Source organism: Arthrobacter sp. NPDC055138 (genome assembly GCF_053607305.1).
Map to the genome: position 1 here is coordinate 441,194 of NZ_JBSGTH010000004.1, position 13,044 is coordinate 454,237.

The following is a 13,044-nucleotide window of genomic DNA, read 5'->3' on the forward strand; positions in this document are numbered from 1 at the left end:
TGGTGGCTCGGTTGCTGTGGGTTCCACGACGTCTATGCAGTTGTGCAGTTCAGGAACCAAAGTCCCCATACGCACGCGTGCATGGAGAGTTCTAGTTCAGAACTGCATAACTGCATTGTGCGTGCCGTCGAACGCAGCCCTTCGGTCGCTTCGTGTCTTCGGCACCCTCATCAAGCTCGCCTTAGATGGCCATTAGGTGGGCAAATGGTGGGAACTCATTGCCCCCGTTCTGGGCATGGTTGGGCCAGTAGGTGGTCGCCCTTTTTTCGCGAGGTCAGTTTCGCTGCGGTGGGCATGGACTGTCCGGCGCGTGGCCCAGTCATGGTCAGTAAACGTCCACGATATTCATGACAGTCATTCCACAGCGCACTCTACGCTTCGGTGTGGGCAAGAATTGTCCATTCCCTGGCCGAGTTCCGGTCAGCAATTACTCCGCGATCGTCGCAGAGGGTGTACCTGAAGCCCCAGCCCAAGGTGAAGGGGGCCAGGAACGACAGTCTCTCGAACTCCGCCCAGAGATGACTCGCCATGGGCTTCTCAACAAGGCGTGCCGCGTCTGCGTGGGGCGGGACACGACTACGGCCGGCGTTCCGATGATCTCGTTGAGCCGTTCCGCGCGTGCGTGGCGAGACCGGAACTTGCTTTGTGTGCTGATAGTGCTTGTAGAGCCGTTCCGTGTGTGCGCGGGCGAGACCCTAACTGGCCTGCCCGGACGCTGTGCGGAACGTCCGCTCATTACTGAGCGAAGATGACCCTTGCGGGCCTGTCAACGTTTCTCCGTCGCCCGTTGCCTGACCGTAAGGGGTACGGGGTTTGCGCGGGGCGGCTCGACGGGCGTTTTGTGTCTCCTCCGTGCTGGAGGCGACGGCCGCTAGGGCGGCGATGTTGATTGCTGCGTTGACATCCCGGTCGAGTGTCAGGCCGCAGACTTCACAATGGTATATCCGTACCTTGAGGGGCAGTTTGTCTTTCACTGCAGGACAGGTCGGGTTTGAACAGGCTTTGCTGGTGGCTTCCCACCGGCCGATGACCACCAGACGGGTTCCGGACCAGGCTGCCTTGTACTCGACGATGCGCCGTATCTGGGCGGGCGCGATATCGAGGATGGACCGGTTGAGCCCGGCCTTGGCGCGAACGTTCTTGCCGGGCTTATCGATGGTCCCGCGGGCTGAGCGGGTCATGCCCGCGACGTTGAGGTCCTCAACGCCGATGACTGCCCAGGTCCTGACGAGCTGGTTGGCCAAGTCGTGGGCGTAACCCTCGCGCTGGCGTGCTTCGAGGTGGGCGAGCCGGCCGATCTTGTGGACGAGCTTTTTCCAAGTGCGGGATCCTTTCTGTGATCTGGCAAGTTTCCTTTGGAGGCGTGCAAGTTCCTTGGCGTGGGAGGCCTTGATTCTCGGGTTCTCTATCAGCTCACCGTTGGAGAGGGCTGCGCGGGTCTTCACGCCTAGATCAACGCCGATAATCCCCGCGGCGCGCTTGCGTTTGGACAGGCACGGCGTCGGGATGGATTCCTCGACTGTGAGGCTTGCGTACCAGCGGTGGCCCTGATGGCTGACCGTCACGGAGCTGATCTCAACGATGCCTTGGCGGATCTTCCTCTGCAGGTGCTGGGCATGGTCGTGGAACCGGACTTCGCCGAACGTGGGGATTCTCAGACGACGGGTCGTGGCGAGCCTGATGCCTGGCGACTTCCGGTCGTGCGTGATCGTGAACGAGTCCCGAGCAACACCGCGTTTCTTGAAACGTGGGTACCCGACTCTCCGGCCGGCACGAATTCCCTTAAACGAGGCAATCCAGTTGTTCCACGCCCTGTCGGCGTTTCTCAGCCCGCCCACCAGCGCACTGCGGTTCACCGCATGAAGCCACGGCTCCCGTTCCCGTCCGTCATCGCGAAGACCAGGCACCAGCAGCCCCTTCCCGGAGGCATCCCGATGGGAGTTCCGCGTTTCCGTGAGCCAGGAGTTGAAGTCAGGCGCCGAGGGGATCGGGACCTTGATGGCCTTACGGGCCTGCTCCTCTGTGACTGCGTCTGGCCCATACGTGGTGAAGGCGACTTCCTGCAGCCAGCGCTTGTGGCTTTCCTGTTTCGCCGCGATTGCGTGGTTGTACATATACCGTGCCGCGCCAGCCCATTGCGAAAGCGTCTGAGCCTGCCGCGGTGTCGGATTAAGTGTGAGGCGATAGGCGCGCCGAATGACAGTGGTTGCCGGTACGGCCTGAATGGTCATGGCAGGAACCTAGACCTGAGAGACTGTATTTGACCAGCCCTGCTGATAACGGGTCTGGGCCGTCTCAGATGGCCCGTTTGCGGGAGAAATTCCGTTTATTGCTCGTAAACCAGTGACTATTAGCCTGACTCCCGTGCGCCCATGAGCAGGGCATCCAAATGCAAGAGGGCGAATCGAGGCCCTATCTAAGGTGATTTACGAGCGGATATGCATGTAGAGGAGCCTCCGCAGCTGCACTTGGGAATCTTGAGGAAACATTAAGCAGCCCACGCTGAATATGAAACTACGAAGCGAGGAGTGCGCTGAGAACCAGGTCATCAAGCCAGCGCGCAGAGCCGCGTGAGCACGGGGGACCACGAAAAGAAGCGAACGGAGCACTGCGCTTTTCAGGTATCGGCCCAGACATGTTCCGTGACGTCGACTAGTCGTGCGCGTGCTCTTCGACGAGAACTTCAAGCGGGTCGCTTATGGTGACACATACAACGACGAGCGAGATCACAGAGTGCTGGTTGCTCCAGCAAACTCGTCGTTGAGCGCGACATCGATCGCCGGCAACACTGTGTTGCCGGCTGCAGTAAGGCGAACCTGTACGCTGCGGCGATCCGTCTCACTGTCGGACTTCGACCGGCCGATCTCCGCGAGGGTCACCTGCCTGGCGCTGAAGGTGATGCTCTCCACCTCCGAACTGGAGGCGGCCTCACTGCTCAGAAGGATCGACGCCAACGCGGCAGCGATCGTTCCGGCCTCGGCGTCGAACCGTGCCAGCTTCTGGCTCGCATCATCAGCTAGGGCGATCGTCTCGGCGGGCAGTACAACCTGCGCGTCGGCGATGAGCCGCGGGACGGCGGCCTGATAGTAGCCACGGGTTTGGGGCATATGCCGGCGGGAGGTTACCTCGTCACCGGAGCGCCCGTAGGGGCGTCTGCCGGAGGGTCGGTGGAGCGTCGGGGGAGGGGGCTCATTTGCTTCAACTTGGCAGACGCAGCAGCGTCTGTGAGCGTCCAAATGTCGATCTGATCTACTACACGAGCGAGCGCGTACTGGGCGTCCAGGCGAGTATTAGCGGGTCGCGCAGAGCATAAAAAGTGTTGAAGTATGGGCGTGACGCGCATGCTGGGCGAGTAAAGCAGGGGCATCCAGGCTTACTTTGACGGATACTTCCAAACCCAGCCGCCGTTATTTGCTGGATCAAACGCGACCTCGCCCTTTTTCGTTGAGACGTCGAGAATCACCATGCCGTTGAGTTTTTCGCCCGGACCGACCCAGTTGGGCAGTACCTTCGTTTCGTCAGCAAGGCAATTGTGTTGGATGCCGTCGATCTTGTTCATCCGAGTACCGTTGCTGGCATATCCGGTCCAGTAGTACGGGCCGAAGTCGATGCCGGATTCAGTGCCGTTGAGGACGAGGGGACCTTCGAAGTCTGCCGTTGTCTCGATTTCCAGATTGATGCCGAGAGCGTATCCATTGGGCTGGGTGGCGTAAGGTGCATCACATTTGACCAGCTTCATTGACGTGACCTTGAAGTTCAATGTGCGTGGTCCCTCAGGGGTGTCAGACATTCCAGCGGTTTCGCCAATGTCCTTGATCAGTTCACCGCGCTCATTTTCCTTGCGGGTGGGAATGGGGCTCGGCGTAGGTTTCGGCGTGGCGGCCGGAGCAACGGAGACGGTGGGCGCAGCCTCAGTTTCTGGTGCACTGCAAGCGGAGAGCAGCAGGGTGGTGCTGGCGACGAGGGCAGGAAGGGCCCAGTGGCTTTTCAATTTTTCCCCCAACATGGATTCGGAAAAACGAGATGGATCATATGCGGTAGGTCTGACAGTGACCGAATCGTTGCAGCTACCACTAACCCTCGGTCAGAGCCGGGGGTGTAGATGGTGCAGGGGCACCGAAGGTCGTGGTCAGACGGGTGACCTCGGGGACGCTGGGAGTGAAAGGCGAAGAAGGCTTCGCTGGCATTTCGTCGCCGATCGTTAAGTAGCCCGAACCATCGTTCTCACGTCTCCCGCCGGGAAGTCCCGTATCGCGTGTGGTCGACCCAGCATGGACCATCACCCCTAAACCGGCAACAATGGGGCCAACGAGGAGGCAGCGATGACCAAGTCCACGAAGTACCGGCGCATGGGCAAGGGCACTGTGTCCAACGTGCTGCGCCGCGAAATTCGAGCCGCACGTTTGAAAGTCATCCTCGACCAAGAGTTGGGCCGCCCAACCTCCGACGAGGTGAAGCTTCTGGCGGCGATGGACCTGCCGCGGATCGTGAGACGGAATTACCAGGGCGATGATTCGGCCGATCGCAGAACCTGCGACCCTACGAACGAGGGCGCTGCCGCCGGCACATCGCGCCGCGAGATCCTTGTTGCACGACTGAAAGTGTCTATGAACGAACTGCTGGGTCGTGACACCCCTTCGAAGGCGATGCGCCAGTCCAGGATGAAGCTGGCACCCATCTTCAGACGGCATTCACAAGGCGATCAAGTGGCTCATAGCAGAACAGGCGGCCCGACGAACAAGGAGCGGGTCTTCGAGACGCTGCGCCGCGAGATCCTGGCAGCACGTCTCAAGGTCACCTTGGACGAAGAGCTGGACCGTCAAACGTCTCCGACGGTGAAGCGTCTGGCCCGGATGAAGCTGCCGCCGATCGTCAGGTCGAACGGGAAGGCATGATGTGACCTATCGCAGGAATTACGACCCTACTAACCGGGAAGAGGTCGCCTCCACACTACGCAAGGAAATTCGCGCTGCACGGCTCAAGGTCACGTTGGACAAGAAGTTAGGGCGGGAGACTTCGCCGCAGGTGAAGCTTCTGGCCGGGATGACCCTGCCGCCGCTTGTCAGGGGCAATCGTCGTTCTGATGAACGTTTCGGAATCACCATGATGGAGCTCCGCACGGCCGCAGCCGTGTCGCCCGGCGAGGCCGAACCCTTTGTCCTGCCCGAAAGGGCCAACCGCTTGACCCAGCTGCAGCGCGAAGCTGTGCTGCATATGATCCGCGTCCTCCTCGACAGCAGCGACACAGACTAGCCGAGCAGGGAAGTGCTGGCCGTCCATTCGCCCGTACCGGCTTGTATCGGGGCCACATGAATTCCAGGCTCCCGCCCGGCCTGCACTCACCGGTAAAAGTAGCTTTGGCCCGTGCGGTGGATAAGATACCGCGGCCGGACGCCTTGCAGGGAGGTGCCTGGTACGAACCCAAATAGGACGGCTATCTTCACTGAACGGCGGGATTGCTCTGCGGGAGGCTGTCAGGCAGGCCTTTCTTGCCACGGAGCCGACCGGTATGGGCGCCGGCGGCACTTGGTAGCCGGAATCGGAGTACGACACCGAGGTCGACAGGGCTGCCGGCTGGCTGGCCAAGGGCCTTCCACCCGAGGAAACTGCGGCGAGGACCATGCGCTGGCTTGCTCGCGATTGGGGAATCGAGGTGCAACCCGGCAAGCAGGGACAGCTCTCACGCGCGTTGGAGCTCATCAACTCCCGGCCTTGACCGGCCGACGGACAGACCCGGCTCTCCACAACGATGATGTCCCAGATTCACGCCGACGCCCCGGAGGCAGCGAAGTCGATCCTTCGCGAGGTTGTCCGCACCTACCCGGAAGGCTCGGCCACCGTCCGGGCCTGGGTGTCCCTGACCTTCACCGCCGCGCTGCGCACCGGGTCACGGAAGCGTGAACCCGAAGACGTCGCCCGGGACATGGCCTCCCGGATCGCCAGGCTCGGCGCCCGGCTGCAGGCCAACGGCGCCGGCATCGCCCGGCGGTGGATAACCCACGAGGATTGTCCCCGGCTGCGGGCAGCGGGCACTGTCTTCACCCCAACCCGCAATCGTTCAACAGGTCGGTGCGCAATTGCCGAACCCTCCGGCGTAGCTCCACCGCCGTCCCGGCTGCACGCACCTCACCAGGGGGCAATGTGTTGAACCTTAGGTGCAGGAGAATACTGGCATTATTGATCGAGTGACAACTGAACATGAATCAAAACTCCAAGAGGTCGCTGCCGCTGCCGAGTGTCTTGAGGTCGCAAAATCAATCGGTAAGAAGGCAGATAAGAATAAAGGCAAAGCTCGCGCGTTAACTCTTGCCTTGACTCTAAGCACCGCCCTCGTTCCCGTGCTCATCGTCGCCTCCGGAGATAACTTCTGGCTGGGAAAGGTGGCTCCGAGCGTCCTTGCGGCAGGTTCCGCGGTCCTTGCTGCACTAAACCAGTTCGAGCGTCCGCACCAACGCTGGGTCCTGTATCGAAGGTATGAACGTCTCGTACAGGCGGAAGGCAAGCGATATCGCTTCAGAGTCGCCCCATACGACGGCGACGACCGAGACACCCAACTAGGGAAAGCCATCGCGCAACTCGAGATCGATCTCCAGTCGGAATGGGAAGGCCTTATCCCGACGCGAAATGAAATTGCCTCAACCGCTACGTCGATTGAACGCAAGTGATGGCGCAACAGTTTGAAAGTGCGTCATGTTCGTTCAAGAGTCACTACGGTCTTGCGACGCTCCACGTGTATGCATTCGGCCCACATGAAGAGGACAACATCCTCTGCATTGAAGTTCCCAAGTCCTCCGGCCGCGCGGTGGGCGATGGGTCAACCATCGTTCGCGTTCAAAGCGCCTGCTACACCGCCGAAATCTTCCGGAGCACAGATTGCGACTGTCATGAACAACTTCACGCCAGTTTGGAAAAAGTCTTCCGCGATGGCGGGTTGTTTGTCTACATGATTTGTGATGGTCGAGGAGCAGGACTACTCACGAAGATCCGCGGGCTCGCACTCGGAGACAGGCTAGGACTGGATACGCATGACGCCTATGTGCGACTCGGAGTCCCGGTCGACCCGCGGGACTATCATCGCGTGGCTCAAGTGCTCAAGGATCTCGGAGTCCAACATATTCGGCTCCTGACCAACAATCCGCGGAAGGTAGATGGGCTCGTCGCCGAGGGGTTAGCGGTCGCTCGTGTTCCATTGGAGATTCCTCCTACTGACGACTCGAGGCCGTATTTGCATACTAAGCAGCAGAAGATGGGGCACCTGTTCCAATTCAGTGGCACGGGCGACGCTGACGCTGTGCCATAAAGTATCTCGGCTGGTCTAGCAAAATGGTACAGCTCCATGTAGGGACCGGCTCTTCGAAGGTGGAGGTGGGTGTGGTCCACCCTGAAAACGCGGCCCCATATCTGCGCACCTATGCCGATCGCGAGTGGAACAACAACCTGCTGGCCCTGCCCAGGTTCTAGGTACACGCCGCAAGCCAGACTCGTGAAGTTGCTGCGTCAATGACGCAGCAACTTCACCTTCTTGCGCCATGCACCTGAGGGCGTGCAGCTTTTGCGCCACTCCGGTTGCCCGTTCGAACGGATGACCCGGGGCAACTTCCGGCTCCTTGAACGACTCTTCCCCTAGATCACCCGTGTACTGAAGATCAACCAACTCGAAACCATCACTGACGACGTCATCGAAGCAGCCGCCAGCACCCTCGTTATAGGCAACTGACGACAAAGAGCACCACCAGAACACCGCCAAAGAGCTCGGAAGTCCACACCCCTCAAACCGAAAAACACCCCTGCGCGCAGATAGTCGGGATAACTGGGATTATCGGGGGTAAAAAACCTACCCCTTGAAGTGAGACGGGGCTGAGCAGAAAAAGGGGTGCCGGGCGCGCAGAGCCCCGAAATCGCGCGGGAGTCGGGCTGTCCCGCCGCCGGGCGACATGATGCCGGGCCAGCGCTGGCCAACAAGAGAACATTCGTAATACGATTGTCCGTATGGGACGACAAGTGCATGGCCGTGAGGTCTCGGAGACCGAGGACGATCAGTGGGTTGAGGAAGCCGAGGCCGGCTACGATGTTGAGGCTTTCAAGGCACGTATGGGTCGTCCTGCACGCGGTGCGCAAGCGTCGCAGGTCGTGCCGGTGCGGCTGACCGCGACCGAGCTTGAGGCGCTCATGGCGCGGGCCGAGCGCGAGCATCTGAACCGCTCGGAGGCGATCCGCGCCGCCCTGAGCGCGTGGGCCCACGTCGCGTGATCGGACCTCCGCACTGAAGTACCGCTACTCATTGCCGTCGTACCGGTGAAAGAGTTTTGGCGATTTCGGCGCTACGGCGCTACGTGCGGGCGGAAGCCCTGGTAAACCGGCGATATGAGCGTAGCAAAGCGGCGCTACGTTCAGTGCTGTTGCGCTACAGGTAGTCTGGCCGGTGCCTGCCGCCATGCTCTGTGCTGGCCGCCCGTGCCGGGTCCGGGATGTGGCGGCCTGAGAACCTTGCGGATCTCAGCTGCGGCGGCGTTTGGCTCGTACACCGAATGCATTGAGTGCGGCGAGTATCTCCGCTGCCTGCCAGATACGGTTCCGGCGGCCGGTGGTGCTCTGGGTGAGCACGCCGGCGTCGACCAGCCGGTCGACTGCGTTCTGTGCGGCGACCTCGCTGATGCTCAGCTCTGCCGCGATGGTCCTGGTGTTCACGACCGGTTGGCGGAGCAGGTATGTCTTTACCCGGTGCACGGAGGAGTCGCTTCTGGCCACGACCCGGTGGTCCCAGCGTTTCGCGACAGCCTGGATGTCGTCGACCAGCCGGCGGCCGTTCCGGATCGCAGCGAACGACGCCTCGGCCACGGCGGTCACGATGGCGTCCGCGTGCCCTGCCCGGTACTCCGCCAGTGCGCGGAAGTAAGCGTTGCGGTCCTGTAGGAACCCTGCAGACAAGGGCACAGTGATTGTGCGGGTCAAGCCGCCGTGGCGGAGCATGCCCTGGAGGAGTGCCCGTCCGGTCCGCCCGTTGCCGTCAGGGAAGGGGTGGATGGTCTCAAACTGCGCGTGTGCGATTGCTGCCTGGATGAGCACTGGTACGTCGGTGCGTCCGGCGAATGCGATCAGGTCAGCCATGAGGCTGGGGACACGGGTGTGGTGGGGCGGCACGAACGTTGCGGCGTGCGGCGAGGCGCTGCTGCCGCCGATCCATACCTGCTCGCTGCGCCAATGGCCGGTGTATTCCGGCGCAGTGTCCCGCAGCAGCGCATCGTGCATCGCGATGATCGAGTTCTCGTCCAGCCGTTCGGACATGTCGAGAGCAGCAGCCGTGGCGCGAACGTTAGCGACGATCAGGCGGGCGTTGTCCGACTTCGACTGGCCGATCTCTGCAAGGGCCACGTGCTTGGCGCTGGAGATGATGTTCTCCACCTCCGAGCTGGAGGCGGACTCGCTGTGAAGCAGGATGGACGCGAGCGGGGCAGCGATCGTTCCGGCCTCGGCATCGAACCGGGTCAGCTCGTGGCTCGCATCATCAGCTAGGGCGATCGTCTCGGCGGGCAGTACAACTTGCGCGTCGGCGATGATCGGCGGGACGGCGGCCTGATAGTCGCCGGGGGCCTGGAGTATATCTCGACGGGAGGCTGCCTCGTCCCCCGAGCACACCCACGGGAGGACTTCGTACCCGGTCGCCGGCCAAGCGCCGGACTGCCCGCTATCCGTGATCATTACTCCAACATACCTAAGGCTATACGGTTAGCCTTAGGTATGAACGGTGTTTGATAACTTTATCAGCGAGGGCGAGCCCGGTCTTTAAGCCCTGGACGGGGGGATCCCAGATGTCCGCCCCCTGCCGACGTGCCGGCCGCTACGGGCTCCGAGCAGCAGGGTGTGTTCGGTGCCCTATGGGCGAGGCACTCTATGGTTGTTGTCGGCTCGCTGCCGATGTGTAGCGCTTCGTAGCGCTGCCTCGGCCCCTGCGCTACGTCTGCGCTACGCAGTTTCGGGCTAGTTCTCGGGGATTTTAGGCAAGATGTAGCGCTGTAGCGCTGTCTTGAAGAAAAAGATGTAAGGGAGCAGAATTGCGTTACCCACTGCTGCGCACTGCCGTCGGGCTGACAAAAGAGGTTTGACGATTTCAGCGCTACAGCGCTACAGCGCTACAGCGCTACAGCGCTACAGCGCTACATGCGGGCGGAGGCCCGAAAAACTGGCCAACAGCGCGTAGCGATGCAGCGCTACGCATCGACAATGCAGCGCTACAGGTCGTCGTACCGTGCCTGGGCCGGCCCGCAGATGGCTAGCTTTCTCACGACACTTGTGCCCGGGGTGAGCAACTTCCAGAGCAACTCGTTGATAAAAGTTATCAAGCCCTCGGTCCGGTGCTCAGTTGCCTGCCCGTCGAGCGACTCGGCACCACCCGCCGGCAATCAGAGCGTCTTCGACTTCTCGATGAATTCGTGAAGCGTCATGCGACCATCGACGTATGAGTTGATGTCCTCGACGGTCTCGCGGTCAGGTTCCATGCCTTCCAGAGCCCAGCTGGCCATGGTGTCGATAGCCAACTCGCGTTTTTGCCGGCGACTGAGCGTTTCGGCCTCCTCATTCCTACTATTAATGATCGCTTCGGAGTTTTCTATCCGAGTCAGGCCGCGTCACCCGCTGTACGCGAACTCCTTTGCCACGGCGGTCACGCCTCGCGCGTCTTTCAGCGGGTCGGCGTCGCGCAGAACGTGCGCCGGGGCGTCGCCATTCAGCGCGGGGTTCATGCCCTTGAACCAGGATTGCACCGTCGCCGCGTCGTAGCGTTCTCTCAGCAGGGCCGCGGCGTGGAACGCATGGCGCAACCGCTCACGCTCGATCTCGCCGGGAGTCTCCTTGCCCTCGGCCCAGGCTGACACCGGTCGCGCGGACTTCGCGCCGCCGATGTAGGCGACAAGGCGCATCTCGCGGAGTCCCGAGACCACCTCATGGAAGGGGAGCCGGATGGAGTCCTCGTGCGCGCGCGGACTCGCCCGCTGATCGGGGTTCATCACGCTTTTCTGCTTCCCCGCAGGACGACAGAGCCTTGCTCGTCCGTCTCTGACCAGGGGCGCACCTCCTTCGTGAATTCAGCAGCAAAATCCAGACTCGCCCGGCGTTCGGCCATCTGCTCATTCCAGTCCGCCCATACCATCGCCTGACCGCGCTCATCGAGGTCATCGTATGGAGCCTCACCTGTGAGCACGTCCCGGATGTCGCGCTGACTGTAACTGCTCATGGCTACAGAGTAGCGGCTTGCTTCCGCCGCAGACGGGTCTGAACGTGCCGGGGAAGAACCTGCGAACTGGGTTTTGCGGCACCGACAAGTGCCTACGCCAAGGCGGGGACAACCTGGGGGATCTTCCCGGGAGGGCTGCCTGTAACAGCTGAGGGCCTCCCAGATTCTGGGAGGCCCTCAGTGGCGTCCGCTCCGGTGAATCATATGATCCATATGAAACAGGCTGCTGCGCAGAACGTTGGAAAGCATCATGCCTATCCTCCGTGCCACGCGCGACGTATGCGCTGTTATCGGCGGAGCTGTATTCAGGTTCCCGGTGAGCAGTGTCGTTTCCGTGAATCCACTTTCGCTACGGGAGTTCGACCGCGACCCAGCAGCACGACGCCCTAGACCCCCGAGTACCTTTGGCCGCGCCGAGCAGTCGACTGCGGCCTCGAATTCGGCGTCGAAGGCCTCAAGCACCTCGGCCAGCACCACGTCATCCGCTATTACAACGAGCGCTTTCAATCTGACGACACAAGGGAAGGGGCGTGATGATCGTTTATCCCGAAAGGGGGATCCTGCACGTTCAACGCGCTGTGCTCGACCGAGGCCATGGGATCGACGTTGCCGGAACCGTGCATCCCGTCTCCGACTAGAATGATCTGATCGATACGGGCTTGAACTTCGGGTGGGAACACGTGTTCCGGTGACTAGCCGAGTAAGTCCGCCTTCAGCGAGTCGCAGAGGCCTGCAAGCGGATCCTTAGCCTGGTGAGTGCTATCCGGGTGCAGTGGTAGGTCGATCGGAAGAATGCCGTAGGTAAGCCTATAGGCAGCATAGGCGGAGGGCGCCTGCTGTTCGAAGACGTTAGGCGTCTTCATGACATCTGGAGACTTCCTTACGGTGAAACCCGTAAGCGCATTTCGTGGGAATACCTCGAAGGCTGGCTCAGATTTCTGCGGATTGTCCAGGTAGTGCACCACCAACTTGTCCGTGAACAGGACTATTTCAAGCTGCTGGTCGCTTATTGGTTTATAGGTGCCGTGTACGGTTCCAGCAGCGTATTCGATGGGATCACCGTCAACGATAAAAGCAAGTGAGTTGACGATTCTCCAGCTCAGTGTCGCGTCTGGGCATTCCTCGAAGTAATCTATCCACTTGTGCGATGAACGTTCGAGGCGAGCCTTAATATCTTGACCAACAGTGCTCGCTTGAGTAACTGTCAATGTTCCCCCTTTTGGAGACGTAGCAGGTTGACCTAATGACCATATCCCGCACCCGTGACGGTCCTAGAACTGTTCGATGAAGCCATGCGGAGACAACCAAGAAGTCAATCGTTGAGTGTCTTCTCGACGCTGCCGCCACTGCCGCTCTGCCCACGCCGCCGCGAACGCGATGATGAATCCCTAAACAGGTGACACTGCAAGGCTGCGCCGGCGCACACGGCCTCTTCTTGAGGGGCTTGCTGATTACTCTTCGTCCGAGACGTGCACCAGGTGCCAGCCATCCCAGCCAGGATGTTTGCGGACTTCCAAGGTGCACAGCGGCGAGGTTGAGGTGGCCCGCACCTGCAGGCGCCAGAATTCGACGTCGACAATGTTGCCCTGCCCCTTCCCAGCCCGCAGGTTGGATTCCCACCAGTTCCACCGGCTGAACCAGTGCAGCGGTTCGGCTGCTACCGGCCATAGCCGGCCCCGCCAGCGCACTGCCAGCGGCACGCCTTGGCGCGTGAAGCGAATGTCGACCTGCTCATTGAGCTTTCGCTGGCCTATTTTTTCCTGTACCGCCGTCATTGGCCTGTGCCGTCCTGTCTCCCATAGCCGTCTTCTGTA

15 protein-coding genes and 2 pseudogenes are annotated in these 13,044 nt (G+C 61.0%); 8 read left to right on the forward strand and 9 right to left on the reverse strand.

The window, feature by feature from the left end; all coding sequences use genetic code 11:
* Window positions 1-695 precede the first annotated feature (695 nt).
* The 3 genes from ACWF5H_RS12665 to ACWF5H_RS12675 form a co-directional block, all read right to left on the reverse strand.
* Entirely contained in the window at window positions 696-2,231 is a 1,536-nt protein-coding gene (locus tag ACWF5H_RS12665; RefSeq protein ID WP_452037269.1) for an RNA-guided endonuclease InsQ/TnpB family protein, read from the reverse strand.
* 495 nt (window positions 2,232-2,726) lie between these two features.
* Window positions 2,727-3,107: a Fic/DOC family N-terminal domain-containing protein gene (locus ACWF5H_RS12670; RefSeq protein ID WP_452037270.1), complete on the reverse strand. Its 381-nt coding sequence runs from the start codon at window positions 3,105-3,107 to the stop codon at window positions 2,727-2,729.
* A gap of 266 nt (window positions 3,108-3,373) precedes the next feature.
* Entirely contained in the window at window positions 3,374-4,006 is a 633-nt protein-coding gene (locus ACWF5H_RS12675) for a hypothetical protein (protein ID WP_452037271.1), read from the reverse strand.
* A gap of 316 nt (window positions 4,007-4,322) precedes the next feature.
* Between ACWF5H_RS12675 and ACWF5H_RS12680 the strand changes: the two genes are divergently transcribed.
* The 8 genes and pseudogenes from ACWF5H_RS12680 (at window position 4,323) to ACWF5H_RS12715 (ending at window position 8,250) form a co-directional block, all read left to right on the forward strand.
* Window positions 4,323-4,895 (forward strand): hypothetical protein, encoded by a 573-nt coding sequence (locus tag ACWF5H_RS12680; RefSeq protein ID WP_452037272.1) that lies wholly within the window; start codon window positions 4,323-4,325, stop codon window positions 4,893-4,895.
* Window position 4,896: 1 nt separating this feature from the next.
* Window positions 4,897-5,253, forward strand: a complete 357-nt coding sequence (locus ACWF5H_RS12685) for a hypothetical protein (RefSeq protein WP_452037273.1) — start codon at window positions 4,897-4,899, stop codon at window positions 5,251-5,253.
* Between the two features lie 490 nt (window positions 5,254-5,743).
* A pseudogene (locus tag ACWF5H_RS12690) lies at window positions 5,744-6,148 on the forward strand (hypothetical protein); the annotation flags it as partial.
* 7 nt (window positions 6,149-6,155) lie between these two features.
* The gene (locus ACWF5H_RS12695; RefSeq protein WP_452037274.1) at window positions 6,156-6,665 is read left to right on the forward strand and encodes a DUF4231 domain-containing protein; all 510 of its coding nucleotides are present in this window, start codon (window positions 6,156-6,158) and stop codon (window positions 6,663-6,665) included.
* Window positions 6,665-7,300, forward strand: a complete 636-nt coding sequence (gene ribA / locus ACWF5H_RS12700) for a GTP cyclohydrolase II RibA (protein WP_452037275.1) — start codon at window positions 6,665-6,667, stop codon at window positions 7,298-7,300. Before ACWF5H_RS12695 ends, ribA begins: the two co-directional genes overlap by 1 nt.
* Window positions 7,301-7,323: 23 nt before the next feature.
* Window positions 7,324-7,461, forward strand: a complete 138-nt coding sequence (locus ACWF5H_RS12705; protein WP_452037277.1) for a DUF3892 domain-containing protein — start codon at window positions 7,324-7,326, stop codon at window positions 7,459-7,461.
* A gap of 115 nt (window positions 7,462-7,576) precedes the next feature.
* A pseudogene (locus ACWF5H_RS12710) lies at window positions 7,577-7,717 on the forward strand (AAA family ATPase); the annotation flags it as partial.
* A gap of 272 nt (window positions 7,718-7,989) precedes the next feature.
* The gene (locus ACWF5H_RS12715; RefSeq protein WP_452037278.1) at window positions 7,990-8,250 is read left to right on the forward strand and encodes a ribbon-helix-helix protein, CopG family; all 261 of its coding nucleotides are present in this window, start codon (window positions 7,990-7,992) and stop codon (window positions 8,248-8,250) included.
* A 246-nt stretch (window positions 8,251-8,496) separates the two neighbouring features.
* On the opposite strand, the gene ACWF5H_RS12720 is transcribed toward ACWF5H_RS12715, so the two are convergent.
* The 6 genes from ACWF5H_RS12720 to ACWF5H_RS12745 all read right to left on the reverse strand — a co-directional run bounded on the left by ACWF5H_RS12720 (window position 8,497) and on the right by ACWF5H_RS12745 (window position 13,005).
* Window positions 8,497-9,699, reverse strand: a complete 1,203-nt coding sequence (locus ACWF5H_RS12720; protein WP_452037279.1) for a Fic family protein — start codon at window positions 9,697-9,699, stop codon at window positions 8,497-8,499.
* A gap of 701 nt (window positions 9,700-10,400) precedes the next feature.
* Complete coding sequence (locus ACWF5H_RS12725) at window positions 10,401-10,520, reverse strand: antitoxin VbhA family protein (protein WP_452037280.1); 120 nt, start codon at window positions 10,518-10,520, stop codon at window positions 10,401-10,403.
* Window positions 10,521-10,625: 105 nt separating this feature from the next.
* Window positions 10,626-11,006, reverse strand: coding sequence for a hypothetical protein (locus tag ACWF5H_RS12730; RefSeq protein WP_452037281.1), 381 nt, complete (start codon window positions 11,004-11,006; stop codon window positions 10,626-10,628).
* Complete coding sequence (locus ACWF5H_RS12735; protein ID WP_452037282.1) at window positions 11,003-11,230, reverse strand: hypothetical protein; 228 nt, start codon at window positions 11,228-11,230, stop codon at window positions 11,003-11,005. The genes ACWF5H_RS12730 and ACWF5H_RS12735 overlap by 4 nt, the downstream gene beginning before the upstream one ends.
* A 692-nt stretch (window positions 11,231-11,922) precedes the next feature.
* Window positions 11,923-12,438, reverse strand: coding sequence for a hypothetical protein (locus ACWF5H_RS12740; RefSeq protein WP_452037283.1), 516 nt, complete (start codon window positions 12,436-12,438; stop codon window positions 11,923-11,925).
* A gap of 243 nt (window positions 12,439-12,681) precedes the next feature.
* Window positions 12,682-13,005 carry a hypothetical protein gene (locus tag ACWF5H_RS12745; RefSeq protein ID WP_452037285.1) on the reverse strand — a complete coding sequence of 108 codons (324 nt, stop codon included), beginning with the start codon at window positions 13,003-13,005 and terminating at the stop codon, window positions 12,682-12,684.
* Window positions 13,006-13,044: the final 39 nt, after the last annotated feature.

Bases quoted from the DNA above. Each gene is read 5' to 3' on its own strand.
- ACWF5H_RS12725 (WP_452037280.1), bottom strand. From the start codon at position 10,520: ATGGCCAGCTGGGCTCTGGAAGGCATGGAACCTGACCGCGAGACCGTC.
- ACWF5H_RS12745 (WP_452037285.1), bottom strand. From the start codon at position 13,005: ATGACGGCGGTACAGGAAAAAATAGGCCAGCGAAAGCTCAATGAGCAG.
- ACWF5H_RS12680 (WP_452037272.1), top strand. From the start codon at position 4,323: ATGACCAAGTCCACGAAGTACCGGCGCATGGGCAAGGGCACTGTGTCC.
- ACWF5H_RS12665 (WP_452037269.1), bottom strand. From the start codon at position 2,231: ATGACCATTCAGGCCGTACCGGCAACCACTGTCATTCGGCGCGCCTAT.
- ACWF5H_RS12670 (WP_452037270.1), bottom strand. From the start codon at position 3,107: ATGCCCCAAACCCGTGGCTACTATCAGGCCGCCGTCCCGCGGCTCATC.
- ACWF5H_RS12675 (WP_452037271.1), bottom strand. From the start codon at position 4,006: ATGTTGGGGGAAAAATTGAAAAGCCACTGGGCCCTTCCTGCCCTCGTC.
- ACWF5H_RS12720 (WP_452037279.1), bottom strand. From the start codon at position 9,699: ATGATCACGGATAGCGGGCAGTCCGGCGCTTGGCCGGCGACCGGGTAC.
- ribA (WP_452037275.1), top strand. From the start codon at position 6,665: ATGGCGCAACAGTTTGAAAGTGCGTCATGTTCGTTCAAGAGTCACTAC.
- ACWF5H_RS12735 (WP_452037282.1), bottom strand. From the start codon at position 11,230: ATGAGCAGTTACAGTCAGCGCGACATCCGGGACGTGCTCACAGGTGAG.
- ACWF5H_RS12715 (WP_452037278.1), top strand. From the start codon at position 7,990: ATGGGACGACAAGTGCATGGCCGTGAGGTCTCGGAGACCGAGGACGAT.
- ACWF5H_RS12705 (WP_452037277.1), top strand. From the start codon at position 7,324: ATGGTACAGCTCCATGTAGGGACCGGCTCTTCGAAGGTGGAGGTGGGT.